Annotated in this window: 20 protein-coding genes, 2 tRNA genes and 1 pseudogene; 12 read left to right on the plus strand and 11 right to left on the minus strand. The window is 64.4% G+C overall.

Annotation, left to right across the window (positions count from 1 at the left end; translation table 11 throughout):
* Positions 1 to 123 precede the first annotated feature (123 nt).
* Together IVB47_RS15455 and IVB47_RS15460 are read right to left on the minus strand one after the other, a co-directional pair.
* A pseudogene (locus IVB47_RS15455) lies at positions 124 to 2,362 on the minus strand (TonB-dependent siderophore receptor).
* A gap of 201 nt (positions 2,363 to 2,563) precedes the next feature.
* Entirely contained in the window at positions 2,564 to 3,079 is a 516-nt protein-coding gene (locus IVB47_RS15460; protein WP_027567203.1) for a MarR family transcriptional regulator, read from the minus strand.
* A gap of 180 nt (positions 3,080 to 3,259) precedes the next feature.
* On the opposite strand from IVB47_RS15460, the gene IVB47_RS15465 reads away from it, so the two are divergent.
* From IVB47_RS15465 to IVB47_RS15475, 3 genes are all read left to right on the plus strand, one after another.
* Positions 3,260 to 4,450, plus strand: coding sequence for an aromatic ring-hydroxylating dioxygenase subunit alpha (locus IVB47_RS15465; protein ID WP_247462458.1), 1,191 nt, complete (start codon positions 3,260 to 3,262; stop codon positions 4,448 to 4,450).
* 61 nt (positions 4,451 to 4,511) lie between these two features.
* The gene (locus IVB47_RS15470; RefSeq protein WP_346015282.1) at positions 4,512 to 5,807 is read left to right on the plus strand and encodes an MFS transporter; all 1,296 of its coding nucleotides are present in this window, start codon (positions 4,512 to 4,514) and stop codon (positions 5,805 to 5,807) included.
* 142 nt (positions 5,808 to 5,949) lie between these two features.
* Positions 5,950 to 6,153: a hypothetical protein gene (locus IVB47_RS15475; protein ID WP_007603528.1), complete on the plus strand. Its 204-nt coding sequence runs from the start codon at positions 5,950 to 5,952 to the stop codon at positions 6,151 to 6,153.
* A 90-nt stretch (positions 6,154 to 6,243) separates the two neighbouring features.
* Here the strand turns inward: IVB47_RS15475 and IVB47_RS15480 are convergent, their stop codons facing one another.
* The gene (locus IVB47_RS15480) at positions 6,244 to 6,828 is read right to left on the minus strand and encodes an FkbM family methyltransferase (protein WP_247462460.1); all 585 of its coding nucleotides are present in this window, start codon (positions 6,826 to 6,828) and stop codon (positions 6,244 to 6,246) included.
* Positions 6,829 to 6,831: 3 nt separating this feature from the next.
* A tRNA-Asp gene (locus tag IVB47_RS15485) sits at positions 6,832 to 6,908 on the minus strand.
* Between the two features lie 62 nt (positions 6,909 to 6,970).
* On the opposite strand from IVB47_RS15485, the gene IVB47_RS35425 reads away from it, so the two are divergent.
* Positions 6,971 to 7,441 (plus strand): HU family DNA-binding protein, encoded by a 471-nt coding sequence (locus IVB47_RS35425; RefSeq protein WP_256465240.1) that lies wholly within the window; start codon positions 6,971 to 6,973, stop codon positions 7,439 to 7,441.
* Between the two features lie 102 nt (positions 7,442 to 7,543).
* Positions 7,544 to 8,794, plus strand: coding sequence for a peptidase T (pepT, locus tag IVB47_RS15495; protein WP_027567208.1), 1,251 nt, complete (start codon positions 7,544 to 7,546; stop codon positions 8,792 to 8,794).
* A 55-nt stretch (positions 8,795 to 8,849) separates the two neighbouring features.
* On the opposite strand, the gene IVB47_RS15500 is transcribed toward pepT, so the two are convergent.
* A complete protein-coding gene (locus IVB47_RS15500) occupies positions 8,850 to 9,740 on the minus strand; it encodes a hypothetical protein (RefSeq protein ID WP_247462462.1) in 891 nt (296 codons plus the stop codon).
* 352 nt (positions 9,741 to 10,092) lie between these two features.
* Between IVB47_RS15500 and IVB47_RS15505 the strand changes: the two genes are divergently transcribed.
* The 6 genes from IVB47_RS15505 to IVB47_RS15530 all read left to right on the plus strand — a co-directional run bounded on the left by IVB47_RS15505 (position 10,093) and on the right by IVB47_RS15530 (position 17,272).
* Complete coding sequence (locus IVB47_RS15505; RefSeq protein WP_247289457.1) at positions 10,093 to 10,317, plus strand: hypothetical protein; 225 nt, start codon at positions 10,093 to 10,095, stop codon at positions 10,315 to 10,317.
* Between the two features lie 121 nt (positions 10,318 to 10,438).
* Positions 10,439 to 10,801, plus strand: a complete 363-nt coding sequence (locus IVB47_RS15510; RefSeq protein WP_247462464.1) for a hypothetical protein — start codon at positions 10,439 to 10,441, stop codon at positions 10,799 to 10,801.
* Positions 10,802 to 10,856: 55 nt separating this feature from the next.
* The gene (gene ihpA / locus IVB47_RS15515; protein ID WP_247462466.1) at positions 10,857 to 12,131 is read left to right on the plus strand and encodes a divalent metal ion exporter subunit IhpA; all 1,275 of its coding nucleotides are present in this window, start codon (positions 10,857 to 10,859) and stop codon (positions 12,129 to 12,131) included.
* The gene (gene ihpB, locus IVB47_RS15520; protein ID WP_247462468.1) at positions 12,128 to 13,105 is read left to right on the plus strand and encodes a divalent metal ion exporter adaptor subunit IhpB; all 978 of its coding nucleotides are present in this window, start codon (positions 12,128 to 12,130) and stop codon (positions 13,103 to 13,105) included. The genes ihpA and ihpB overlap by 4 nt, the downstream gene beginning before the upstream one ends.
* Positions 13,098 to 16,307 carry a CusA/CzcA family heavy metal efflux RND transporter gene (locus tag IVB47_RS15525; protein WP_247462470.1) on the plus strand — a complete coding sequence of 1,070 codons (3,210 nt, stop codon included), beginning with the start codon at positions 13,098 to 13,100 and terminating at the stop codon, positions 16,305 to 16,307. Before ihpB ends, IVB47_RS15525 begins: the two co-directional genes overlap by 8 nt.
* A 2-nt stretch (positions 16,308 to 16,309) precedes the next feature.
* On the plus strand, positions 16,310 to 17,272 hold the full coding sequence (locus IVB47_RS15530) for a cation diffusion facilitator family transporter (RefSeq protein ID WP_247289448.1): 963 nt from the start codon (positions 16,310 to 16,312) through the stop codon (positions 17,270 to 17,272).
* Between the two features lie 156 nt (positions 17,273 to 17,428).
* Here the strand turns inward: IVB47_RS15530 and IVB47_RS15535 are convergent, their stop codons facing one another.
* Positions 17,429 to 18,289: a methyltransferase domain-containing protein gene (locus tag IVB47_RS15535; RefSeq protein WP_247462472.1), complete on the minus strand. Its 861-nt coding sequence runs from the start codon at positions 18,287 to 18,289 to the stop codon at positions 17,429 to 17,431.
* A gap of 128 nt (positions 18,290 to 18,417) precedes the next feature.
* Here IVB47_RS15535 and IVB47_RS15540 point away from each other — a divergent pair.
* Positions 18,418 to 18,494: transfer RNA gene (locus IVB47_RS15540), tRNA-Val, on the plus strand.
* Positions 18,495 to 18,528: 34 nt separating this feature from the next.
* Here the strand turns inward: IVB47_RS15540 and IVB47_RS15545 are convergent.
* The 5 genes from IVB47_RS15545 to tig form a co-directional block, all read right to left on the minus strand.
* A complete protein-coding gene (locus IVB47_RS15545; RefSeq protein WP_247462474.1) occupies positions 18,529 to 18,933 on the minus strand; it encodes a GFA family protein in 405 nt (134 codons plus the stop codon).
* A gap of 89 nt (positions 18,934 to 19,022) precedes the next feature.
* Positions 19,023 to 21,446 (minus strand): endopeptidase La, encoded by a 2,424-nt coding sequence (gene lon, locus IVB47_RS15550; protein WP_007603504.1) that lies wholly within the window; start codon positions 21,444 to 21,446, stop codon positions 19,023 to 19,025.
* A gap of 322 nt (positions 21,447 to 21,768) precedes the next feature.
* Positions 21,769 to 23,040: an ATP-dependent Clp protease ATP-binding subunit ClpX gene (gene clpX / locus IVB47_RS15555; protein ID WP_007603503.1), complete on the minus strand. Its 1,272-nt coding sequence runs from the start codon at positions 23,038 to 23,040 to the stop codon at positions 21,769 to 21,771.
* Positions 23,041 to 23,481: 441 nt separating this feature from the next.
* Positions 23,482 to 24,117: an ATP-dependent Clp protease proteolytic subunit gene (locus IVB47_RS15560; protein WP_007603501.1), complete on the minus strand. Its 636-nt coding sequence runs from the start codon at positions 24,115 to 24,117 to the stop codon at positions 23,482 to 23,484.
* A 306-nt stretch (positions 24,118 to 24,423) separates the two neighbouring features.
* Positions 24,424 to 25,785 (minus strand): trigger factor, encoded by a 1,362-nt coding sequence (gene tig, locus IVB47_RS15565; RefSeq protein ID WP_247462476.1) that lies wholly within the window; start codon positions 25,783 to 25,785, stop codon positions 24,424 to 24,426.
* Positions 25,786 to 25,958: the final 173 nt, after the last annotated feature.

The raw sequence follows: 25,958 nt of genomic DNA on the forward strand, positions 1-25,958 counted from the left end.
GCTCGCATGAGCTTCGGGCCGGGGGGCATGGCCCGCGAGCTCATCGATCTCGTGGTTGGAAGCCAGTGACGAGCCGGTCAGGCTCTCACGATGGCCTTCCCTCGCCTGTTCTCGTCATTTGCCTCACCATTTGTAGGAGACGCTGGCGGTGACGCGCCGGCGGTCGCCGTAGAAGCAGGAGGACGCCGCTGCGCAGCTCGCGACGTAGACCTTGTCGGTCAGATTGACCACGTTCAGCGCGGTGCGCCAGTTCTGCCACTCGTAGTGGAGCGCGAGATCGCCGAGCACGACCGCGGGAACCTCGAGGGTATTGGCGGTATCCGCCCACGACGAACCGACATAGCGGACGCCGCCGCCGAAGCCGAACCCCGCGAGCGGCCCGTCCTTGAAGGTGTAGTCCGCCCAGCCCGACACCAGGAGCTCAGGCGTGTTGGTCGGGGTCTTGCCGACCAACGACGGGTCCAGATCCCTGCTGTTGAACAAATGGTAGGCCGTGAACGAGCCGATCAGCTTCAGCTCACGCGTGGCGTTCGCCACCGCTTCGAGCTCGATGCCGCGCGATGTCACCTCGCCGGTCTGGTTCTGCAAGGTCGTGACGACAGGATCAGTGGTTGCCACGTTCTGGCGCTTCAGGTCGAACACCGAAGCGGTGAAGTAGCCGTCAAATCCCCGCGGCGCGACCTTCACGCCGATTTCCGCCTGCTGGCCGGTCTCCGGCAGGAACAGCTGGTTTTGCGCGTTGAGGCCGATGATCGGATTGTAGCTCGTGGCGTAAGACACATAGGGCGCGATGCCGTTGTCGAAATTGTAGATCAGCCCGGCGCGCCCGCTGAACCTGCTGTCGTCGCGGCTGGCGAGCGTGGCGCCGGTATCACGGCCAGCCTGCGTCGTCTCGACCCAATCGTTGCGGCCGCTCAGCACCAGCGTGAAGTTGCCGAGCTTCATCTGGTCCTGAAGATAGGTGCCGGCCTGCTTCTGCGTGATCTGGAAGTTGCGGAACGGTGCGCCCGTCAATGGAATGTCAAATCCATAGGCGGGATTGAAGACATTGATCGAAGGAACGGTGCCGAAGTTGAAAGCCTGATAATCGTCGATCTGGTAGCCCTTCAAATCGACCCCGAACAGCATCGTATGCCGCACCGCGCCGGTGTTGAAGCGGTACTCCAGCTGGTTGTCGAGATTGGCCTGATTGGCGGTGTTCTTTGCATACCAATTATAGCGACCGAGACTGCCCGTGTTGATGTCAGCCCAATTATTGCCGACGTAGCCGCGATAGGTCACATCGACGTGGGCAAACCGCGCATTCTGCCGGAACGTCAGATCGTCGGTGAGATTGCGCTCGAACTGGTAGCCCAGCATCTCCTGCTCGCGCGTGAACTTGTCGACGCTGGGATCGCCGGCGAAAAAGCTGGTGGGGATCTTGCCGAACCGAGCGTTGGTCACCGTGCCCTCATAGGGCAGGAAGTTGATGCCGGGAAGCTGAAGCCAGCACCATGAACGTCGTGTCGGCGTCCGGCTTCCAGGTCACCGACGGCGCGATGAAGTAGTTGTTGTCCGGGGTGAAATTGACCTGCGTCGGGCCGTTCTGGACCTGACCGACGACGCGGTAGAACAGCTTGCCGTTCTCAGGGGTCGTCGCGACCGGACCGCCGACATCGAAGCCGACATAGGCGTTGCCGAAATTGTTGACGCCGGTCTCGATGAAACGGACGGGCTCCGCCGGCGGCATCTTGCTGATGACGTTGACGATGCCGCTCGGGCTCGATCCGCCATAGAGCACGGCCGACGGACCGCGCAGCACCTCGACGCGCTCCATGTTGGGCGTCTGAAGCTTCCAGCTCGCATAGGACGTGTAGAACAGCTGCATGCCGTCGAGAAACAGTCCGACGTCGTCGGACTTGAAGCCGCGGATCAGCCACCAGTCGTTGCGCGTGTCCGCGCCGAAGGTCCCGGCGCGGACGCCGGCGGTATAGCGCAGGACTTCGTCGAGCTTGTTTGCCTTCTGGTCGCGGATCTGCTCCGCGCCAATCACCGACACCGCCTGCGGCGTCTCCATGATCGGCGTGTTGGTCTTGGTGCCGGACGAGCTGCGGCCGGCGACGTAGCCGTGCACCGGGCCGAGCGGGGTCTCCACGGAACCGACATTGCGCTGCGGCTGCGGCTTGCTTCGGTTGGCGGTCTGCTGGGATGATCGCGGCGCGCGGCGCTGGACGGAGGGCGCCGCCCGGCGGCGCGCTTCCGGCGCGGTGACGGTGACCGACGGAATGTTCTGCGCGCCACTCTGCGCAGGAGATTGTGCAAGCGATGCCTGCGGCACCAAAACCCAAGCGGATGCGGTCGCCAATACGGCCGACCGCAGCATTCCAAGACTGTTCAACGCGCAACCCCAAAACTGCATGTTTTGATTTGCCCATGCCGTCAGTCCCATGACGGCATGCGCTTGCGGTGACGCTTAGGGGAGCGCGCGCGAATTCCCTAATTGAAAGCCTCTTAGAAAGAGTCTTGGAAGGGTTCTTGGAAAGATTCTTGGAAGCGATCCAACATGTCCCGGATTGCCGAAACGTCAGCGCGAAGTCTTCTCGCTCTCGAGCATCTCGGCAGCGATCGTCGTCAATTGATCGACCTGCTGCAGCAGCGCCTCGAACTCGGCTTCGCTCAGATGTTTGCGCAAGCGCCGATTGCGCTCCTGCGCACCGGCGACGATCGCATCATGCGCCGCAAGGCCGGTTGCGGTCAGCGAGACCAGAACCTCGCGGCTGTCTTTCGGGTTCGCTGATTTCGCGATCAGCTTGCGCGAGACGAGTTCCGCAAGCGCGCGGCTGATCTGCCCCTTGTCCTGGCCGACAGCTTCCGCAAGCCGCGCCACGCTCATCGGCGGCCGCCGTCCGAGCGAGGCGACCAGGCCAAACTCGACCGAGGACAATCCGGCGAGACGCTTGTAGCGCAGGATGGCGCCGCGCTTGAGCAAATTGGCCAGCACCATCAGCCGCGACGACAGCATCACAGTGATCGGCGCCGGCGACTGACTTTCGTCCGCATCGGACGATGCGCGCCCGGCCCTGCTTGATGTCTGGCTCATGATCCACCTCTGCCAAGAAAGCCGCGGCGTGCCAAGTCTTGGTAGCGCAACCTCCCCAGCCTGATCCGAATGCGACTAAGAGGCATTTGGAAAATCGTTGACATTGTCATCGATCAGCCCTTCACTGGTGTTCAGGGCGTCACAAGCCGAGCCAGTAAGGCCGACAGCGGGAGGATCAGCATGACCATCACCCAGCGAGATCGCGATCTCGGCACGGCCTATGCGATGAAGCCGGCGCACACGCGCACCGAGCTCACCTCGGTCATGCGCGGCACGCCGATGGGCGAACTGCTGCGACGCTACTGGCACCCGGTCGGGCTCATCAGCGATGCCACCGACACCCCGAAAAAGGTTCGCGCGCTCGGCGAGGATATGGTGCTGTTCCGCGACAAGCACGGCCGCGCCGGACTGCTCCACGCCCGCTGCTGCCACCGCGGCACCACGCTCTATTACGGCAAGGTCGAGGAGGACGGCATCCGCTGCTGCTATCACGGCTGGAAGTTCGACGCCGAAGGTCACTGTCTGGAGCAGCCCTGCGAGCCCGACGGCGGCCAGTTCAAGGACAAGGTGCGCCAGCCCTGGTATCCGGTCGAGGAGCGCTACGGGCTGATCTTCGCCTATATGGGCCCGGCCGAGAAACGCCCGGTGCTGCCGGCCTATGATTGCCTGGAGACCACGGACGACGGCGAGTTCGTGGAGGCGGACGATTCCTCGATCGGCGGCGGTGGTCCGGCGATCATCCCCTGCAACTGGCTCCAGCATTTCGAGAACGTGGTCGATCCCTACCACGTGCCGGTGCTGCACGGCTCCTTCTCGGGCCCGCAATTCACCAACATGATGGCGTCGATGCCGGAGGTGACGTTCGACAAGACGCCGCGCGGGATCGCCGTGCGCTCGATCCGCAAGCAGGATGACGGCAAGGTGTTTTACCGCGTCACCGAGGCGGCGCTCCCCACCTTGCGCGTCGTGCCAAACCCGCGCGTGGCGCAGTTCGCCCGTGTCGAGTCGATCGGCTGGACGCTGCCGATCGACGACACCTCGTTCCGCATCTACGTCGCCGGCCGCGTCAAGAACCCCGGCGACATCGGCCGCATGCGCTCGAAATTCAACGGCAAATTCTGGTGGGACATGACCGAGGAAGAGCACCAGCAATTTCCGGGCGACTATGAAGCCCAGGTCGGCCAGGGACCGCAGACCATCCATTCCGAGGAGCATTTCGGCCAGAGCGACCGCGGCATCCTCATGATCCGACGCATGCTGAGCGAGCAGCTCGAGGCGATGGAAGCAGGCCGCGATCCGATCGGAATCTCCTTCGATGTGAGCGCGCCTCCGGTCGAATTCGAAGCGGGGAATTACATCCGCGACGCGTGAAGCAGCCAGCTCCAATCAAAGCTGGACCGACAACGATAACAAAGACTAATTGGGGGAAGCGATGGTCGATGTGACGTCACAAATGTCGGTGCAAACGGCCGCGACGGCAAAACCCCCGGCGCGGCGCTATTACGTGCTGGGCCTGCTCACAATCATCTACGCGCTGAACTTCCTCGACCGCACGATCTTCAACGTGCTGATCGAGCCGATCAAGAAGGAGTTCCAGCTCAGCGACACCATGATGGGCCTGCTCGCGGGCTTCGGCTTCGCCCTGTTCTATTCCCTGCTCGGCATTCCCATCGCGCGCGTCGCCGACCGGCTCAACCGGCGCAACATCGTCGCCGTCGCCTTTGCTTTCTGGAGCGCGATGACGGCGTTGTGCGGCGCTGCTTCGAGCGTCACGTCGCTGGCGCTGGCGAGGATCGGCGTCGGCATCGGCGAATCCGCAGGCTCGCCCGCCTCGCAATCCATCGTCGCCGACCTCTTCGCCAAGAACGAGCGTCCGCGCGCGCTCGGCATCTACGCCGTCGGTACCTATCTCGGCGTCTTCCTCGGCTATTTCGTCGGCGGCTACGTCAACCAGCACTACGGCTGGCGGATGGCGTTCTACGTCGCGGGCCTGCCCGGCATCCTGCTCGCGATTATCCTGTGGCTGACGATCTCCGAGCCGAAGCGCGGCGCCATGCAGGAGAATTTCGTGCCCGAGCCGCTCGGGCCGACGCTGCGTTTCCTGGCCTCGCAGCAGAGCTTCATCATCGTGTTGATCGGCTTCTGCCTCACCACTTACACGAACTACGCGACCGCAGCCTGGATCCCGCCGTTCCTCGCGCGCGTGCACCATCTGTCGAGCGCCGAGATCGGCACCTATGCCGGCACCTTCAAGGGGCTCGCCGGCATGGCCGGCACCCTGCTCGGCGGCTTCGTGGTGGCGCAGATCAGTCGCCGCGACGACCGCTGGAAGCTGTGGGCGCCCGCCATCACCTCGGGCCTTGCCGGCCCGGTGTTCGCGCTGTGCATGCTGACGCAGGACTTTGCGATGATGGTGGCCATGCTGGCGCTGACCTCGTTCCTGGTCGGCTTCCATCTCGGGCCGATCTTCGCGATCGCGCAGACGGTGGCGAAGCCGAGCATGCGGGCGCTGGCCTCTGCCCTGATCGCGCTCACCGCCACCTGCTTCGGCCAGGGCGTCGGCCCGCTCGCCGTGGGCATGGTCAACGACGCCCTGAAGGGCGCTTACGGCGCCGACGCGGTGCGCTATTCCCTGCTCTCGGCGGCGGTCACGACCACGCTGGGGGCGCTCCTGTTCGTTTGGGCGGCGCGCTCGATCCGGGACGATATCGGCCGGGCCGCAGCCTGACGCCGGCCCCGGACGCCTCTCCCTGGCGAAACCCGCTCGCGGGGAGATGAAACCATTTTGCGGAACCCGCGAAACCATCCGGAAACAGACGGTCCTTACAAGAAGAGCCATAGACGGCGGCAAAGCCCGTCGGGAGGCTCAGATGAACCACTCCATTCACTCTGCTGATCGTGCGACCCACCTCAAGATCGTGGTGGTGGCGCTGGTAGCCGGAATCACGGTGGCCGCCTTCGGGATCGCAGCTCGCACCAATGCCGATTACAGCCAGACCGCCCAGTCCGCCCACGTGATCAAGGCCGGCAAGCCGGTCGTCGTCACCAGCGCCGGGACGTCGGAGATCCGCTGAGGACGAAAAGGTCCGGTTCGATACCAAATGGCCGCCTTCGGGCGGCCTTTCTGATTCAGGCGACGAGCGAGTGAGCCAACATGAAGCGGGTCAATAGCTGCCGCAGCAGTGCTTGAATTTCTCGCCTGAACCGCAAGGACAGGGATCGTTGCGGCCGACACCGCTCTGCCCATAACGCAGCCGGTTGAGGGCCTTCCTGTTCTGCTCCAGGATGATCTTGCGGCGCGTCTCCTGCACGCCGATCACGGCAGCATTGTCGCCGGCGTCCCAGAACGCCTGCGGCTTCAGATGGGCGAGCTTGCCGCTGACAAAGACCGGGTAGAACCAGCCGAGCGTTCCGTCGCGCAGGCGCTGCAGCGTCGTCAAATCGTAGAGGAAGAAACCTGCGGCCAGCAGCATCGCGTTGATGTCCTGGAAGTCGTCAACATCGGTCTCGCAGACGACCACGCTGCAATTCTCGAGCACGTCGCGCGCGCCCTTCAGCGCGGCCTGTTCCGCGCCCTGCACGTCGAGCTTGAGCAGGAACGGCGGCTTGAGCGACAGCTCTTCGACCAGCGCATCAAGCGTCGTCGCCGGTACTTTCACCTTGCTGGTGGTGAGGTCGTTGAGGGCGCGCGCGACCCGGGATCGAAGCGAGATCAGGATTTGAAGGTAAGGGTATGAAAGGATTGCCAAAAATGGCGCGAGAGACGGGGCTCGAACCCGCGACCTCCGGCGTGACAGGCCGGCGCTCTAACCAACTGAGCTACTCCCGCGTGACACGCAAATGTCTGCGGAACGAGGGGGGACTTAAAGGCCGGACCTGTTGAAGTCAAGGATGTTGCGTCCACAGCCTGAACGGGGCGGATTTCCGTCGAGGGCGCGCACGGACGTGGCCCGCGCTCATGCCGGCGGCGTAGTCAGTCCGGTCCCGAATCGTCTACGCCTCCGGAACTTGGCGGTTCAGGGATCGTCACCCGACCACCGGCAAGCATCGAGGAGGCCAGATATGGCGAAGAAGGCTGCCGCTCCCGCCACCATCACGCTCAAGCACCTCGCTGCCGACATTGCGGAGAGCCAGGACCTGTCGAAGAAGCGCGCTGAGGCCGTTCTGACCGACATGGTCGACCTGATCACCAAGCACCTGAAGAAGGGCGACCGCGTCCGGATCGTCGGGCTTGGAATCCTCCAGGTTCGCAAGCGCGCCGCCCGCACCGGCCGCAATCCCGCCACCGGCGAGCCCATCCACATCAAGGCCAGCAAGAAGGTCGCCTTCCGCCCGGTCAAGGAACTGAAAGAGGCGATCTGACCCCTCACGTTTCGTTAAGCCTGATCAGCGTCCTCCGGCCTCACCGCGCCCTGCTTTTCTGGTATACCGCCCCTCTCCCCTGACCCGGCGGTTTGACCAGAAATGTCCTCCCTCACCTTTTCGCATACCGTGACCGAGCGCTTCCTGCGCTACGTCACCATCGACACCCAGTCCGATCCGGAATCCCCGAGTTCGCCCTCGACCGAGAAGCAGAAAGATCTCGGCCGTGTGCTCGCCGCCGAGCTCAGGCAGATGGGCGTCGAGGACGCGCATCTCGACGATTACGGCTACGTCTACGGAACGATCCCGGCGAACACGACGAAGAAGGTGCCGGTGATCTGCTTCTGCTCGCACATGGACACTTCGCCCGACGTTACCGGCAAGAACGTCAAGCCGCAGGTCGTGAAGAACTATCGCGGCGGCGACATCACGCTGCCGGGCGACACCAGCCAGGTGATCCGCTTCGCCGAGCATCCGGCGCTGAAGAACCAGATCGGCAACGACATCATCACCACCGACGGCACCACCCTGCTCGGCGCCGACAACAAGGCGGGCGTGGCCGAGATCATGGATGCCGCGCATTTCTTCATCAACAACCCGGACGTGAAGCACGGCACCATCAAGATCCTGTTCACGCCCGACGAGGAGATCGGCCGCGGCGTCGACAATGTCGACATCAAGAAGCTCGGCGCCGAGTTCGGCTACACCATGGACGGCGAGAGCGCGGGCAGCGTGGAGGACGAGACCTTCTCAGCGGACGGCGCCACCATCACCATCAACGGCGTCAGCGCCCATCCCGGCTATGCCAAGGGCAAGATGGAGCATGCGATCAAGATCGCCGCCGCCATCGTCGAGCGACTGCCCCGCGAAGGCTGCTCGCCCGAGACGACATCAGGCAAGCAGGGCTTTCTGCATCCGATCGGCATCGAGGGCGCGCTGGAGCAGGCGACGCTCTCCTTCATCGTGCGCGACTTCACCGAGGAAGGGCTGAAGGAGAAGGAGATCCTGCTCGAGAACATCGTCAAGGACGTGATGAAGGATTTTCCGCGCTCGACCTACACATTCGAGGTGCGGGAGCAGTACCGCAACATGAAGCAGGTAATCGATCGTCACCCGCACATTCTCGAATACGCCATCGAAGCGATCCGCCGCGCCGGCCTGCGCCCGATGCGCACCGCAATCCGCGGCGGCACCGATGGCTCGCGCCTCTCCTTCATGGGCCTGCCCTGCCCCAACATCTTCGCCGGCGAGCACGCATTTCACTCCCGGCTCGAATGGGTCAGCCGGCAGGACATGGAGAAGGCGGTGCAGACGATCGTGCACCTCGCCATGATCTGGGAGGAGAAGGCCTAGCGCCTCTCGTCAAAGGCAACATGGCCGGGATCGCTCCCGGCCATCGTCCTGCACGTCAGGGCACCGGCATCGCGCGCGGAGAGCGATGGAAGCGGTTCGAGCTTGCCATCCAGTTCGGCAACGGCTCTCCATCGCGGTGCCGCCCGCCGGCCACCGCCGCAGCCCAGGCCACGGCAGCGCCGATCAGGGTTGCTGCGGCAACGGAGAAGGCGACGATGATGGAATTGCGCCGCGCCCGATTGATCGCCGTCCTTGAATCCGCGATCAGCGCGTCGACCCGTCGTTCCGAGTCGGGAGCGGCGAGTCCCGTCAGCGCGGCCACCTGCTGCACCAGATAGGTCCGATCATCGGTGCTGATGCCGCTGTGGCTCGATGACGTCATCAAGATGCGTCCTGCTTCGGCGCGGGCTTCCCTGAGGTCGGTGTTAGGGGGCCGCCGCGGCGCGCGAAACAGCTTGTCCAGCTCGTAGCTCAACAGAGGCTCGGCGGCGGAGGTATTGCTCGCCGAACTGCGCATCGGCGAACGATCAATCGCAGCTGCGCCGAGTATCGCGAGCAGAGCGGCACCAAGCAGCACGGCAAGCGCCCAGGACATCAGGCCATGCAGCCCGTCCCGCCGTTCGCCGTCGTCTTCGATCGTTGTGATCGTCGGGGCTGGTCGCGTTGTCCGGCCGGCGACATAGCCGCCGAAGCCGAAGCTGATAATCGCCTGGATGATCAGATACAGCCCCGACAGCAAAGCCAGCGCCGCCGATGCATCGCGCCATGTCGGCGAGGCTGAACTGACGCCCAGGCCGACGGCGACTCCAAAGCCGACCAGGATGAACGACATTGCGCCGGCAGCCAAAGCGCCTGCAATCACCGAGCTCCACTGGATGGTGCGCCCATCGGCAGCGACGCCGCCGCCTTCCATGATGTCTTCCTGTATGAGAGTTTCCATCGTCATCGCCGCTCTCTCAGCGCAGGCCGAAGAACGACAGGATCGCCATGACGACGACGATCAAGCCGATGAGATAAATCAATCCGTCCATGGTCCGTCCTCCTCGATTTCTCCTCGTCGCTAATCACGACGAAGAAAGAACGTTCCAAACTGGACCGAGCCCGCGGGAACGAACCGGCGCGATGCGGATTAGCTGTCCAAGTCCCAAGGATGAAGTTTGTGAGCACGAAAGCCCCAGCCGGTCAGTCCCGGCTGGGGCTTTCTTTTTGGGCGCCGGTTCCTGTCCTATGTTAACGACGCCGGCTCGCCGATCAACAAGGATGCGATCGGGGCGGAACCTCCGGATCGGGAGAGCGGCGTGGATCGCAGAACCGCGTGCCTTCATCAGGCAGATGCATTCCGGGAAAAGGCGATCGCCGATCCCGAGCACCACGACCAGTGGATTGATGAAGCCATCAAATGGCTGGAACGGGCCATGGAAGCCGGCTGTCGCGCCGTCGTGACCGTCGAAGCCGGCGATGTGCCGAACGCAGCAAGCGGAGCGTCAGCCGATGCCCAGTTGAGCCTGATCACGCGCCAATGAGAAGCGCTGTCGTCTTCGCAATCGCTGCGGCAATTGTTCCAGGGGACGTAACAATGTTGCGGGTCGACACTGTTCCCGCCCCCATGCTAGGCCGGACACAGACCGCAACCAGAGTGAAATCGTGCTCGCGAACCGCCAGCCCTCAGGATCATGCCGGCCGCGCCACTGGCGCGGGCTGCTGTCTGTGCTGATCGCGGTTGTCTACCTGCTCGCGGGAGCGCTGCATGGCCTGCACGACATCGACGTCACCACGCCCGGTGGCGGCTCGGAGATCAGCGCCGTCCTTGACGGCTCGGGAGATCACAACGACCACAAGGCCATCGGCGGTCATCATTGCCATGGCTGCTTCTCGGTGACGGTGGCGCAGCCGGCGCCACCGGCCGCATCGATCGGGCTCGTGTCCGCATCGCGCCCGCAACGCGCACCCCGGCTCGCCGGCATTATTCCCGATACCGACTCCCCGCCTCCCAAACAGATGGCCTGAACGGATTGGTCGGGCGCTCCGCGCCCATGAGGTTCATCCTTCACAGGTCGGTTTCATGTTTTACAGGGGAATGGCCGCGCGCCTGGCGTGCGCGGCAGCGTGTCTGATTGTCGGATTGGCGCTTGCGCCATCTCACGCCCAGACTCTGACGATGCGGAGCGCGCTCTCGCGCGCGCTGGCCACGAGCCCGCGGCTGACCGCGGCGGAGCGCGATGTCGGCATCGCCACGGGCCAGCGCATCCAGGCAGGTGCGCTTCTCAATCCGGAGCTGACCTACGAACAGGACAATTCGTTCGGGTCCGGCATCTATCGCGGCACGCGATCGGCCGAGACCACGCTCCAGATCAGCCAGGCCTTCGAGCTGTTCGGCAAGCGCGACGCGCGGATCGCCGCGGGTGTCGCCGGCATCGAGGTCGCCGCGATCCAGCGCAAGGCCGTCAGGCTGGAGGTGCTGTCGGAGACCGCGATCGCCTTCCTCAGCGTGCTCGGCGCACAGCGGCGCATCCAGATCCTCGACGAGCAGATCACCGCCATCGACCGGCTGACGCCGCTTCTGCGCCGCCGCGTCGAGGCCGGCGCCTCCTCGCCGGCCGAGACCGGCCGTGCGGAAGTGGCATCCGCCCTGGTGAAGGCCGACCGCGAGCGCTTCAAGGCGACGATGGCCAGCGCCCGGCGCGAGCTTGCGGTCCTGATGGGCGACGCGGCGCCGAGATTCGGCGAGGTCTCCGGACGGCTCGACACCATGGGACGGCCGCCGACATTCCAGTCGGTCGTCGCCGCGATCGATGCCAATCCGCAGCTGGTGCGCTGGACCGCGATCTATGCCCAGCGCAACGCCGAGCTGTTGCTGGCGCGGCTGCGTCCCTATCCCGACGTGCGGATCGCCGCCGGCTGGCGCCATTTCAACGAGACCAATGACGACGCGGCGCGCCTCACCGTCTCGGTGCCGATCCCCGTGTTCGACCAGAACCAGGGCAATATCCTCTCGGCGCAGGAAAGCCTTGCCAAGACCAAGGCCGAGCGCGAGGCCAACCGCAACACGCTGATTGTGGTCGCGGGCCGCGCCTACGACTCGCTGCAGGGCTCGCTGCGCGAGCTCGCGGTGCTGCGCGAGAGCGCCATTCCCAAGGCTACCGAAGCGTCGGACGCCATCGCGCAAGGCTACGGCCAGGGCCGCTTCAGCCTGCTCGAAGTGCTCGATGCGCAGGCCAGCGTCACCCAGGCGCGGCTGCGCGAGCAGGAGGCGCTGCAGAATTTCCACGCGGGGGTGGCGACCATCGAAGGCCTCGTCGGCAATCCCTTCACGCTGGCGCGGGAGAGCGCACGATGAAGACGTCCTCCACCATCCTCGTCGCATTGTTTGCCGCCGCACTTGGCGCTTACTGCTATTCCCTGCTGGCCCCAACAGGGGTCGAGCATGCCGAACACGCCGCGGACAAGAGGCCGGAGAAGCCGAACGACCATGTCGAGCAGGACGAGCACGGCGCCGACCGGATCCGCATCTCCGACGTCAAGCTTGCAGCCGCAGGCGTGACGCTGGCGGAAGCCGCGAGCGTCACGCTGACCGACACGCTCGCCTTCAACGGCATCCTGCGCGCCAACCAGGAAGCCGTGGTGCAGGTGACGCCGCGTTTTCCCGGCGTCGCTAAATCGATCCAGAAGCGCATCGGCGACAAGGTCGGCAAGGACGATCTGCTCGCCGCGATCGAGAGCAACCAGAGCCTCACCGTCTACGAGCTCAAGGCGCCGATTGCCGGCACCATCATCGAGCGGCAGATCTCGCTCGGCGAATACGCCTCCGAGCAGAAGCCGGCCTTCGTGGTCGCCGACCTCTCCACCATCTGGGTCGACCTATCGATCTACCGGCAGGATCTGCGGCGCGTTCGCCTCAACGACGAGGTGCTGATCGATCCCGACGACGGCCGCGGCGAGATCAAGGGCTCCATCTCCTACATGGCCCCGATCGGCTCGAGCGAGACCCAGACCGCGCTGGCGCGCGTGGTGCTGCCAAATCCGGACGGGCGTTTGCGTCCCGGCCTGTTCGTCACGGCACGGCTGATCCTCGCCGCACGCAACGTCGCGGTCGCCGTGCGCCGAAGCGCGATCCAGACCCTGGAGAACCGGACCATCGTGTTCGTCCGCGAGGATGGCGACAAGATCGAGGCGCGCCCGGTGGAGCTTGGCGATTCCGATCCCCGCCATGTCGAGATCAAGGCCGGTCTATCGGCCGGCGAGCATTACGTCGCGGAAAACAGCTTCGTCGTGAAGGCGGAGATGGGCAAGGGCGAGGCCGAACATGATTGAGCGTCTCATCGCGGTCTCGCTGCAGCAGCGCTGGCTGGTCCTGCTGTTCGCGCTCGCGGCCGGCGGCTTCGGCGCCTGGAACTTCACCCGCCTGCCGATCGACGCGGTCCCCGACGTCACTAACGTGCAGGTCCAGATCAACACCCGTGCCCCGGGCCTCTCGCCGCTCGAATCCGAGCAGCGCATCACCTTCCCGATCGAGACCGTGATGGGCGGGCTGCCCAAGCTCGAATACACCCGGTCGATCTCACGCTATGGCCTGAGTCAGGTCACCGTCGTATTCCAGGACGGCACCGACATCTACTTCGCGCGGCAGCTCGTCAACGAGCGTATCCAGCAGGCGAAGGACCAGCTTCCGGCCGGAACCGAGGTCGCGATGGGCCCGATCTCGACCGGCCTTGGCGAGATCTATGTCTACTCCGTCGAAGCCAAGGCCGGCGCGAAGTCACAGACCGGTGCCGAGTTCACGCCGACGGAGTTGCGCACCATCCAGGACTGGATCATCAAGCCGCAACTGCGCACCATTCCCGGCGTGATCGAGGTCAACTCGATCGGCGGTTATGAGCGGCAGTTCCACGTGCTGCCGATCCCCGGCCGGCTGATGGCCTACAAACTCGGCTTTCGCGACATCATGACGGCGCTGGCCGCCAACAACGCCAATGTCGGTGCCGGCTATATCGAGCGCAACGGCGAGCAATATCTCGTCCGCGCCCCGGGCCAGGTCGCCACTATCGCGGAGATCCGCGACATCGTGATCGGTTCGCGCGGCGGCGTCCCGGTGCGTATCCGCGACGTCGCCGACGTCCAGGAGGGCCAGGACCTGCGTTCGGGCGCAGCAACCGCAAACGGCAGCGAAACCGTGCTCGGCACTGCCATGCTGCTGATCGGCGAGAACAGCCGCACGGTGGCCCAGCGCGTGAAGGCCCGGCTCACGGAGATCGCGAAATCGCTCCCTGACGGCGTGATCGCGCGCGCCGTCTATGACCGCACGCATCTGGTGGAAGCCACCATCCAGACCGTCGAGAAGAATCTCGTCGAGGGCGCGGCGCTGGTGATCGCTGTGCTTTTCCTGATCCTCGGCAACATCCGCGCCGCGCTGATCACCGCCTGTGTCATTCCCCTTTCCATGCTGTTCACGATCACAGGCATGGTCGAGAGCAAGGTCAGCGCGAATCTGATGAGCCTCGGCGCGATCGACTTCGGCATCATCGTCGACGGCGCGGTCATCATCGTGGAGAACTGTCTGCGGTTACTCGCTGCCGAGCAGCACAGGCGCGGCCGGCTGCTGTCGCTCGAGGAGAGGATGGAGACAATCCGCGCCGGCAGCAGCGAGGTCATCAAGCCGAGCCTGTTCGGCACGCTGATCATCGCCGTGGTCTACCTGCCGGTCCTGACCCTGACGGGGACCGAGGGCAAGATGTTCACGCCGATGGCGCTGACCGTGCTGATGGCCCTCGCCGGCGCGGCGCTGTTGTCGATCACCTTCGTCCCGGCCGCGGTTGCGATCTTCGTCACCGGCAAGGTCTCGGAGAAGGAGAACATCTTCATGAGAGCGGCCAAGCGGTTCTATGTGCCGCTGCTCGACCGCGCCATCCGCTACCGCGGCATGGTCGCGTTTGGCGCCATGCTGATCGTTGCCGGCAGCGTCTTCGCCGCGACGCGCATGGGAGGCGAATTCATCCCGAGCCTCGACGAAGGCGACATTACCATCGAAACCATCCGGATTCCCGGCACCAGCCTGACCCAGAGCGTCGGCATGCAGCTGCGGCTGGAAATGGCGATCAAGCAGGTACCGGAGGTCGCGACCATCTTCTCCAAGATCGGTACCGCCGAGATCGCCAACGATCCGATGCCGCCGAATATGACCGACACCTATGTCACGCTCAGGCCACGCGACGAATGGCCCGACCCGGACAAGCCCAAGGACGAGGTGATCGCCGAGCTCGAACGCACCGCCAACACCCTGCCCGGCACGGCCTATGGCATGACCCAGCCGATCCAGATGCGCTTCAACGAGCTCATTGCCGGCATCCGCAGCGACGTCGGCGTGAAGATCTTCGGCGACGATCTCGACGTGCTTGCTGGCATCGCCCAGCAGGTCAACGGCGTCGTCCACGCCATCGAGGGCGCGGCCGACGTCAAGACCGAGCAGATTGCGGGCCTGCCGATCCTCACCGTCAGGCTCGACCGCCAGGCGCTGTCACGCTACGGCCTCAGCCTCAGCGAGGTGCAGAACGTGGTCGAGATCGCGATCGGCGGCAAGCCGGTCGGAAAGCTGTTCGAGGGCGATCGCCGCTTCGACATCGTGGTGCGGCTGCCGGAAAGCCTGCGTGCCGACCCTGACACGATCAAGTCGCTGCCGATCCCGCTGCCGCCGGGCGAGGATGTACCGGCCGTCACCAAAACCGCATGGCCGGGCGGAAACGCGGCGTTGCGCTACGTCCCGCTGTCCTCCGTCGCGGCGATCGAAATCGCACCGGGACCCAACCAGATCAGCCGCGAGAACGGCAAGCGTCGCGTGGTGGTTATGGCCAACGTTCGCGGGCGCGATCTGCGCTCCTTTGTCGCCGAGGCCCAGAACGCCGTCGCGGAGAAGGTCAAGCTGCCACCGGGCTACTGGATCGGCTGGGGCGGACAGTTCGAGCAACTGGTCTCCGCCACCAAGCGGCTGACGCTCGTGGTGCCGGTGGCGCTGCTGCTGGTGTTCCTGCTGCTGTTCATGGGCATGGGATCGGCGGCGGATGCGGCCCTCGTGTTCTCCGGCGTGCCGCTGGCGCTGACCGGCGGCGTCATGGCGCTGCTGCTGCGCGGCATCCCGCTGTCCATCAGCGCCGGCGTCGGCTTCATCGCGCTGTCGGGCGTCGCCGTGCTCAACGGGCTCGTCATCATCGCCTTCATCGAGCGGCTGCGCAGCGAGGGCCAGCCCGTTGCCGACGCGGTGCGCGAGGGCGCGCTGACACGCCTGCGTCCGGTGCTGATGACGGCGCTGGTCGCGTCCCTCGGCTTCGTGCCGATGGCCCTTGCTACCGGGGCCGGCGCCGAGGTGCAGCGGCCGCTCGCGACTGTGGTGATCGGCGGCATCATCTCCTCAACCGTGCTGACGCTGCTGGTGCTGCCGGCGCTCTACGTGCTGTTCCGCCGTGACGGGGCTGCCGAAACGCCTACAATGGCGCCTGATTTGGCAGCGTCCAGGGAGCGCTAGAGGTGGGCAGCCACGACCATCACGGCCATCATCACGATGATCATAGCCACGGCCATGATCACGATCATGGTGGCCACGCCCATGCCCATGCGCCCGCCAGCTTCGGCACGGCGTTCGCGATCGGCATCACGCTCAATACCGCGCTGGTCCTGGCCGAGGCCGTCTACGGCTATATCGGCAACTCCACCGCCCTGCTTGCGGACGCCGGCCATAACCTTAGCGACGTGCTCGGCCTGGTCGTGGCCTGGTGCGCGTCGATCGCGGCGCGGCGCGCGCCCAGCGGCCGCTTCACCTATGGCCTGCGCGCCTCCACCATCCTGGCGGCGCTGGCGAACGCGGTGTTCCTGCTGGTCGCGACCGGTGCGATAGGCTGGGAAGCGTTTTTGCGCCTGCGTGAACCGGAGCCCGTCGCCGGCATCACCGTAATGGTGGTCGCCGGCATCGGCATCCTCATCAACGGTTTTACGGCCATGCTGTTCGCGCGCGGGCGCAAGGACGACATCAACATCGAAGGCGCCTATCTGCACATGGCGGCCGACGCCGCGGTCTCGCTCGGCGTCGTGGTCTCGGCGGCGCTGATCATCTGGACCGGCTGGCTCTGGCTCGATCCCGTCACCAGCCTCGTCATCTGCGCCACCATTCTCTGGAGCACCACCAGCCTGCTCCGCGGCTCCATCGACATGTCGATGGCGGCCGCGCCCAGGGGCACCGACATTGCCGCAATCAAGATCCTACTGCTGGAGCGGCCCGGCGTCACTGCGATCCACGATCTCCACGTCTGGCCGATCTCGACCACTGAGACGGCGCTGACCTGCCATCTCGTCATGCCCACCGGCGCCGGCGATGCATTCCTGATGGAGACGGCGCAGATGCTGAAGCGCTCCCACCGCATCGGCCACACCACCCTTCAGGTCGAGACGCATCCCGACAACGGCTGCGCGCTGGCGCCGGATGATGTGGTGTGAGCGACGCAGCGTTGCTGCGTCCCCATCGTCATTGCGAGGAGCGAAGCGACGAAGCAATCCGGACTGCCTCCGCGGAGAACAGTCTGGATTGCTTCGCTGCGCTCGCAATGGCCTGGATTGCTTCGCTTCGCTCGCAATGCGAGCACAGAGCGGCGCCTACGCCGCCTTCGCCGTCACGATCCAGATCGCACCCTGGAGCGCCACGCTCGACCCCTTCAGGAACGGGGCGAGCATCTCGCGGATCGAGGCTTTTGCCGCGGCATACGTCTCGGGCGGATGGCCTTGCAGCGCGCGCCTGGCGGGGCCGATCTGGAGCGAGCCCTCGACCGCGGCATCGAGCCCGCCGCCGATCGCGACATCCATCGCGAGATTGTGCGGTTCCATCGCGACGTCGACGAAGCCCGCGCCTTTCAGGATGCGCGTCACGCGCTCTTCGGAGGCAAAGGCGAACGGGCCCGGCTCGTCCGGCCCGACCGGCGGCATCTTGGGCACGTGTTTGTAGACCGCCATCAGCGGCGCCATCATCCAGGGATTTTCCTTCGGCTCGCGCCAGCAGGCAAACGCCAGCCGCCCCCTTGGCTTCAATGCGCGGCGGAGGTTGGTGAAAGACACGATCGGGTCAGCGAAGAACATCACGCCGAACCGCGAGGCCAGCAGGTCAAAACTGGCCGGCTCGAACCGATGCACCGTCGCATCCGCCAGCACGAAATCGAGCGGCAGGCCCTTTGGCGCAAACGCGCGCGCCTGCGACAGCATCGGCTCGGAGACGTCGAGCCCGAGCGCGAAGCCATCAGGCGCGACAACCTTCGCGAACGCGAACGTCGTCGCGCCGGAGCCGCAGCCGACGTCGAGGACGCGCTCCCCCGGCTTCGGCTTGGCGCGGTCGATCAGCACATCGGCAATGGGTCCGAGCAGGCTCTCCTGCGCCGCATGGCGATCGGCCCAGCGCTGCCCGCTGGGACCGTTCCAGTAGGCGATCTGATCGGCGTTCTGCTCGTGTCCGCTCGGTTGTTCCATTGGGGCCTCTGTCGTTTTGCCGGTCGTGATACCACGCCGGAAGGCCATCAAGCGGTTCAAATGAGCATGATTTGCGGTGCGGCCGCCTCTTGCTCCAACACCCGAGGGGGCGCTAAAGAGGCGCCGTGGGGCGGTTAGCTCAGCTGGTTAGAGCATCTCGTTTACACCGAGAGGGTCCGCGGTTCGAATCCGTGACCGCCCACCAGCCTTCGCTCGCGCGCGGCTGGGCAAGCCGAACCTCAATCTTCCAGCCGGCCCGGCAACAGTGGCACCGCGTCGATCCACACCGCCGCCGACTGGCACCAGATCTGCCTGACGGGCCGCAATTTGTCGCGCTGGCGGATGCTGCCCCAGCGGATGCCCCAATCGTCCTCCTGGTCGCCCTCGCCGCTCGTGAACAGCGGGGAACCGCACTCGGCGCAGAAGTGCTGGAAGCGCATCCGACCGTTATCGCCGCGCTTGCCGTAGATCCTGGGCGTGCCGGCGGTCAGCTTGACGTCGGTCTTGGTGCAGATCGCCGTCACCCGGAACGGCGATCCCGTTAGGGTCTGGCAGTCCCGGCAATGGCAGACCGACACCGTCTCGGGATCGATCTCGGCTTCAAAGGTGATCGCGCCGCAATGGCATTGCCCGTCGATGTGCATTGTCGTCATCCACTGCCCAAAACAAAATGCCCCCCACAACAAAAACGGCGCCCGAAGGCGCCGTTTTATCATCTTTTCGAGCTGCGATCTCAGTGAGCGGTCAGGCCGCCGGCGGCTTCGTCGCCGTCCGGCTTGACCGTGACCTTGGTGTCCTCTTCCCAGACGATCGGCACCGGCTTCTTGACCAGCGCCTTGGCGACGACGTCGTCGAGGCGGGAGACCGGGATGATCTCCATGCCGCCCTTGATCGCATCGGAAATCTCCGTGAGATCCTTGGCGTTGTCCTCGGGGATCAGCACCGTCTTGATGCCGCCGCGGGCAGCAGCCAGCAGCTTCTCCTTCAGGCCGCCGATCGGCAGTACGCGGCCGCGCAGCGTGATCTCGCCGGTCATCGCGACATCGTGGCGGACCGGGATGCCGGTCATGACCGAGATGATCGCGGTGGCCATCGCCACGCCCGCCGACGGACCGTCCTTCGGCGTCGCGCCTTCCGGCACGTGCACGTGGATGTCGCGCCGGTCGAACAGCGGCGGCTCGATACCGTAGACGATCGCGCGCGAGCGGACGTAGGACGCCGCCGCCGAGATCGATTCCTTCATCACGTCGCGCAGATTGCCCGTGACCGTCATCTTGCCCTTGCCGGGCATCATGACGCCTTCGATCGTCAGCAACTCGCCGCCGACATCGGTCCAGGCAAGGCCGGTGACGATGCCGACCTGCGGCTCGCTCTCGATCTCGCCGTAGCGGTACTTCGGCACGCCGAGCAGCTCTTCCAGAGTCTTCTCGGTGACCTTGACCGACTTCTTCTTGGAGATCATCAGCTCCTTCACCGCCTTGCGGGCGAGTGTGGAGAGCTCACGCTCCAAATTGCGCACGCCCGCTTCCCGGGTGTAGCGGCGGATCAGAAGCAGCAGCGCATCGTCGTCAATCGAGAACTCCTTGGAGTCCAGGCCGTGCTTGGACACCGCGTTCGGGATCAGGTGCTTGCGCGCGATCTCGACCTTCTCGTTCTCGGTGTAGCCCGCGATCCGGATGATCTCCATGCGGTCCATCAGCGGCCCGGGAATATTGAGCGTATTCGCGGTCGTGATGAACATCACGTTGGACAGATCGTAATCGACCTCGAGATAGTGGTCGTTGAAGGTCGCGTTCTGTTCGGGGTCGAGGACCTCGAGCAAAGCCGAGGACGGATCGCCGCGGAAATCGGCGCCCATCTTGTCGATCTCGTCCAGCAGGAACAGCGGATTGGACGACTTCGCCTTCCGCATCGACTGGATGATCTTGCCGGGCATCGAACCGATATAGGTGCGGCGGTGACCTCGGATCTCGGCCTCGTCACGCACGCCACCGAGCGACACGCGCACGAACTCACGCCCGGTCGCCTTGGCGATCGACTTGCCGAGCGAGGTCTTGCCGACACCGGGAGGGCCGACGAGGCACAGGATCGGGCCGGTCAGCTTGTTGGCGCGCGACTGCACGGCGAGATACTCGACGATGCGGTCCTTGACCTTCTCCAGCCCGTAGTGATCGGCATCCAGAACCGCCTGCGCGGCTTCCAGATCCTTCTTCACCTTGGACTTCTTGTTCCACGGGATCGACAGCAGCCAATCCAGATAGTTGCGCACGACGGTCGCTTCCGCGGACATCGGCGACATCTGGCGCAGCTTCTTCAATTCATGCTGCGCCTTCTCGCGCGCTTCCTTGGAGAGCTTGGTCTTGGAGATCTTCTCTTCGAGATCGGCGAGTTCGTCGCGACCGTCGTCGTCGCCGAGCTCCTTCTGGATCGCCTTCATCTGCTCGTTGAGATAGTACTCGCGCTGGGTCTTCTCCATCTGGCGCTTGACGCGCGAGCGGATGCGCTTCTCGACCTGAAGCACCGAGATCTCGCTCTCCATCAGGCCCAGCACCTTCTCCAGGCGCTGCGTGACCGACAGCGTCTCCAGGATGCCCTGGCGATCCGCGATCTTGACGGCGAGATGCGAGGCGACGGTGTCGGCGAGCTTGGCGAAATCGGTGATCGCCTGCACGACGCCGACGACCTCGGCCGAGATCTTCTTGTTGAGCTTCACATAGCTCTCGAAGTCGGACACGACCGAGCGCGCCATGGCCTCGGCCTCGACCGACTTCGCATCGGTGTCGGCGAGCGCAATCGCAGTCGCTTCGTAATAGTCGGCGCGATCGGTGTACTTCTGCACGCGCGCACGCTCGAGCCCTTCCACCAGCACCTTCACGGTGCCGTCGGGAAGCTTCAAGAGCTGGAGCACGCTGGCAAGCGTACCGGTCTCGTAGATGGAATCGGGTGCCGGATCATCGTCGGACGCGTTCTTCTGGGTCGCGAGCATGATCAGCGCGTCGTTCTTCATCACCTCTTCGAGCGCGCGGATCGACTTCTCGCGGCCGACGAAGAGCGGAACGATCATGTGCGGGAAGACGACGATGTCGCGCAGGGGCAGCACGGGGTAGGCGTGCGTTTCGCCATGAACGATGGTTGGCCTGGGTTTTGGATTGGTCATGGCCTTTTTCCTTTTGCTTTGCCCCCTTGCACGCAGCCCGCCATGCTCATGCGCAACCGCCACAAGGTGCCGAGGTGATCGGCAAAACCGGTCGGTCCTTTTGAGGTTGGACCGGCTCGCCGGATCGGAACTGAGGCGAATCTTGGAGAGAATTTTTGCTCGCCGCCGACATTAGGTGGCTATCGACCCGGGGGGTGTCAAGTCATTGAAGACGCGCGCCATCAGGCGCTTACGCACGCAAATAAGCGACACAACACCGGCTGCGGAGATACTTTCCGCAGCCCTTGCTTGAGGAGACGATTGGAGCGTCCCAGCGCCGAAATCAGGCGCTGGCGTTCTCGACGGCGCGATCGGACCGATCGGCGTAGATGTAGAGCGGACGCGCCGTTCCTTCCACGACTTCGCGGGAAATCACGACTTCTTCCACACCTTCGAGGCCCGGCAGGTCGAACATGGTCTCGAGCAGGATCGCCTCGAGGATCGAGCGCAGTCCGCGCGCACCGGTCTTGCGCTCGATCGCCCTGCGGGCAACCGCGCCAAGCGCCTCGTCGGCGAAGGTCAGCTCGATGTTCTCCATCTCGAACAGCCGCTGGTACTGCTTCACCAGCGCGTTCTTCGGCTCGACCAGGATCTTCTTGAGCGAAGCCTCGTCCAGATCCTCCAGCGTCGCCACGACGGGCAGACGGCCGACGAATTCCGGGATCAGGCCGTACTTCAGGAGATCCTCCGGCTCGACGTGACGGAAGATTTCGCCGGTGCGGCGGTCTTCCGGCGCGAGCACCTGGGCGGCGAAACCGATCGAGGTCGAACGTCCGCGTGCCGAAATGATCTTTTCGAGGCCCGAGAACGCACCGCCGCAGATGAACAGGATGTTGGTGGTGTCCACCTGCAGGAATTCCTGCTGCGGATGCTTGCGGCCGCCCTGCGGCGGGACCGAAGCCACCGTGCCTTCCATGATCTTGAGCAGCGCCTGCTGCACGCCCTCACCCGACACGTCGCGCGTGATCGAGGGATTGTCGGACTTGCGGCTGATCTTGTCGATTTCGTCGATATAGACGATGCCGCGCTGGGCACGCTCGACATTGTAGTCGGCGGCCTGGAGCAGCTTCAGGATGATGTTCTCGACGTCCTCGCCGACATAGCCGGCCTCGGTCAGCGTCGTCGCATCCGCCATCGTGAACGGCACGTCCAGGATGCGGGCGAGCGTCTGCGCGAGCAGCGTCTTGCCCGAGCCGGTCGGACCGATCAGCAGGATGTTCGACTTCGCAAGCTCGACGTCGTTGTGCTTGGTCTGGTGGTTGAGGCGCTTGTAGTGATTGTGCACCGCGACCGAGAGGACCTTCTTCGCATGGTTCTGGCCGATCACGTAATCGTCCAGCACCTTGCAGATTTCCTTCGGCGTCGGAATCCCGTCGCGCGACTTCACCAGCGAGGATTTGTTCTCCTCGCGAATGATGTCCATGCAGAGCTCAACGCACTCGTCGCAAATGAAGACCGTGGGACCCGCGATCAGTTTGCGCACTTCGTGCTGGCTCTTGCCGCAGAACGAGCAATACAGCGTGTTCTTGGAGTCGCTCGTGCCGACCTTACTCATTCATGTCTCCGTCCGCGGTTCGATCCCGTCCGCTCGATCGCCCTATTCCGGCACGACAGCCGGTACAGTCCTTCAAATAGAGCAAATTCCGTACCAAAAAAGACCCTACGCGTTACATGCCGTGCGAATCACGGTCACTCGATTCCCCGCGATCATAGCCGATCAGTCGTAGCGAACCATGCTGTCACCCGACTATCAAGAATTCGCTAATCGGGGGTCGCCGGCTACCCGTGACAATACCGTGATTTCCGGTCTTGGCACGGGCGAAGTGATCGAAATCACCCCGGCGTTGCTGGATTGCCACGAAAAACAAGCACGAAAGCGGAACTTTCTGCCTGTCGCAGGGCGCAAAACTACGTTTTGCGACGCGCGCACGTGTCCTTAACGTGAACGCTCCCTGATGGCGCCGGCGAGCCCGCAGGGTTCGCCGCCGCAGTAGTGCTACGGGGTCTTCGGCGCCGCGGTTTCCTCGGCGCGCTTGTCGATGACCCTGTCGACCAGGCCGAACTCCTTGGCGTCGCTCGCGGTCAGGAACTTGTCGCGTTCCAGCGCGTCCTCGATCGCCTTGTAGGTCTGACCGGTGTGCTTCACGTAGATCTCGTTCAGCCGCTTCTTCAGGTTCAGGATTTCCTGGGCGTGCAGCATGATGTCGGTGGCCTGGCCCTGGAAGCCGCCGGAGGGCTGATGCACCATGATGCGCGCGTTCGGCAGCGAGAAGCGCATGTCCTTCTCGCCGGCGCAGAGCAGCAGCGAGCCCATCGAGGCGGCCTGGCCCGTGCACAGCGTCGAGACCGGCGGGCGAATGAACTGCATGGTGTCGTAGATCGCGAGGCCCGACGTCACCACGCCGCCCGGCGAGTTGATGTACATCGAGATTTCCTTCTTCGGATTTTCCGCCTCAAGGAACAACAGCTGCGCGACAATCAGCGTCGACATGCCGTCCTCGACCGGCCCGGTCAGGAAGATGATGCGCTCTTTCAGAAGGCGCGAGAAAATGTCGTAGGCGCGCTCGCCACGGTTGGTCTGCTCGACCACCATGGGCACGAGGTTCATGTAGGTTTCAACCGGATCGCGCATGAGTCACCTAGGGTTTTGAAGAGGCGGACATCGCCAGGCCCGGCTGCCAGTCGGGGCTGGATCTGCCGGAGGGCCGATGGACGTCCCGTGATGCAGGAACTTGATAGACGAACTTGGTAGAAGCGGAAGGCGTAGCGACAGATATAGCCCAATTCGCGCCTGACAAGTGCGGAGCGAATTAAGGCTTAATCCGTGAGGCAGTTGAAGCTGATTCGTACAAAGAGGCCCAGCCGGCCACCTGGCTAGCTCGACCTCTTTGCTGATCATCCTTAATGCAAGGCTATCCTAAAGGGTCTTCTGGAGCCCTCAGGCGGCGGTCTTTTCCGCCTCGTCGTCCTTGTAGAGATCGTCACGCGAAACCTTCTTTTCGGTCACGTTGGCGAGTTCGAGGATGAAGTCGACGACCTTGTCCTCATAGATCGGTGCACGAAGCTGGGCCAACGCTTGGGCGTTGCTGCGGTAATAGTCCCAGACCTCCTTCTCGCGGCCCGGCATCGAGCGCGCCCGCTCGATCACGGCGCGGCCGACCTCGTCGTCGGTCACGGAGATCTTGTTCTTCTCGCCGATCTCGGAGAGCACGAGGCCGAGCCGCACGCGGCGGTCGGCGATCTTGCGGTACTCTTCCTTGGCGGCCTCTTCAGTGGTGTCCTCGTCGGCGAAGGTCTTGCCGGCGGAGTCCATCTCGGCCTTCACCGAGTTCCACATCAGATTGAACTCCTCGTCGACCAGCGAGGGCGGAGCCTCGAAGCGATGGGCCTCGTCGAGGCGGTCGAGCAGCGCGCGCTTGACGCGCTGGCGCGTCGCGGTCGCGAACTCGGCGACCAGCCGTTCGCGCGCCGCTTCCTTCAGCTTGTCCAGCGATTCGAGGCCGAGCGTCTTGGCGAACTCGTCGTCGATCGCGAGGTCCTGCGGCGCCTCGATCAGCGTCGCGGTGGTCTCGAACTCGGCCGGTTGGCCCGCGAGCTTGTCGTTCATGTAGTTCTTGGGGAACGCCACCTTCAGCGTGCGGGTCTCGTTCGTGGCGATGCCGGTGAGCTGCTCTTCGAAGCCGGGGATGAAGGTGTTGGATCCGATCACGACCTGGATGCCCTCGCCGGCGCCGCCCTCGAAGGCCTCGCCGTTGATGGTGCCCTTGAAGGCGACGGTGACGCGATCACCCGACTCGGCCTTGGCGCCCTCGGCCTTCGCGGCATAGCCACGGTTCGAATCGGCGATGCGCTTGATCGCCTCATCGACGTCGGCGTCGGTGACTTCGGCGACGGGCTTCTCGACCTCGAAGGTCTTGAAGTCGGCGAGCGCGATCGACGGCACCACCTCGATCGCAACCGTGTAGGTCAGATCGGTTTTGCCGTTGAGCAGCTCCTCGACCTCGGCCTGCTCGGTCGGCATGGTGATCTTCGGTTCGGTCGCCAGGCGGAAGCCGCGCTCGGAGAACAGCTGCGTGTTGGTGTCGCGGATAGTCTGGTCAATGGTCTCGGCCATCACCGAGCGGCCGTAGACCTTCTTGAGGTGCGTGACCGGCACCTTGCCGGGACGGAAGCCGTTGATGCGGACCTTGTCCTTGAGATCGACGAGCTTGGCACCGGCCTTGGCGTCGAGATCAGACGCGGGAACGCTGATCTTGAACTCGCGCTTCAAACCTTCCGAGAGGGTTTCTGTGACCTGCATGGTGTCCAATCTTCTTCTCGTTCGGTCCCGGCGCGCATGCGTCGGGACGCTGTCATTAATCGATCCGGCGCGAGGCGAACGCCTCAACGCCGGTGGTTCATCGGACCGGCTTCCGGCGGACAAACATCCGCGCGGGAGCAGATCGCGTAATCCGTGCAAACGCTGAAAGCGCT

Origin of the sequence: Bradyrhizobium sp. 62, from assembly GCF_023073035.1 — a bacterium.
Lineage (GTDB): Bacteria > Pseudomonadota > Alphaproteobacteria > Rhizobiales > Xanthobacteraceae > Bradyrhizobium.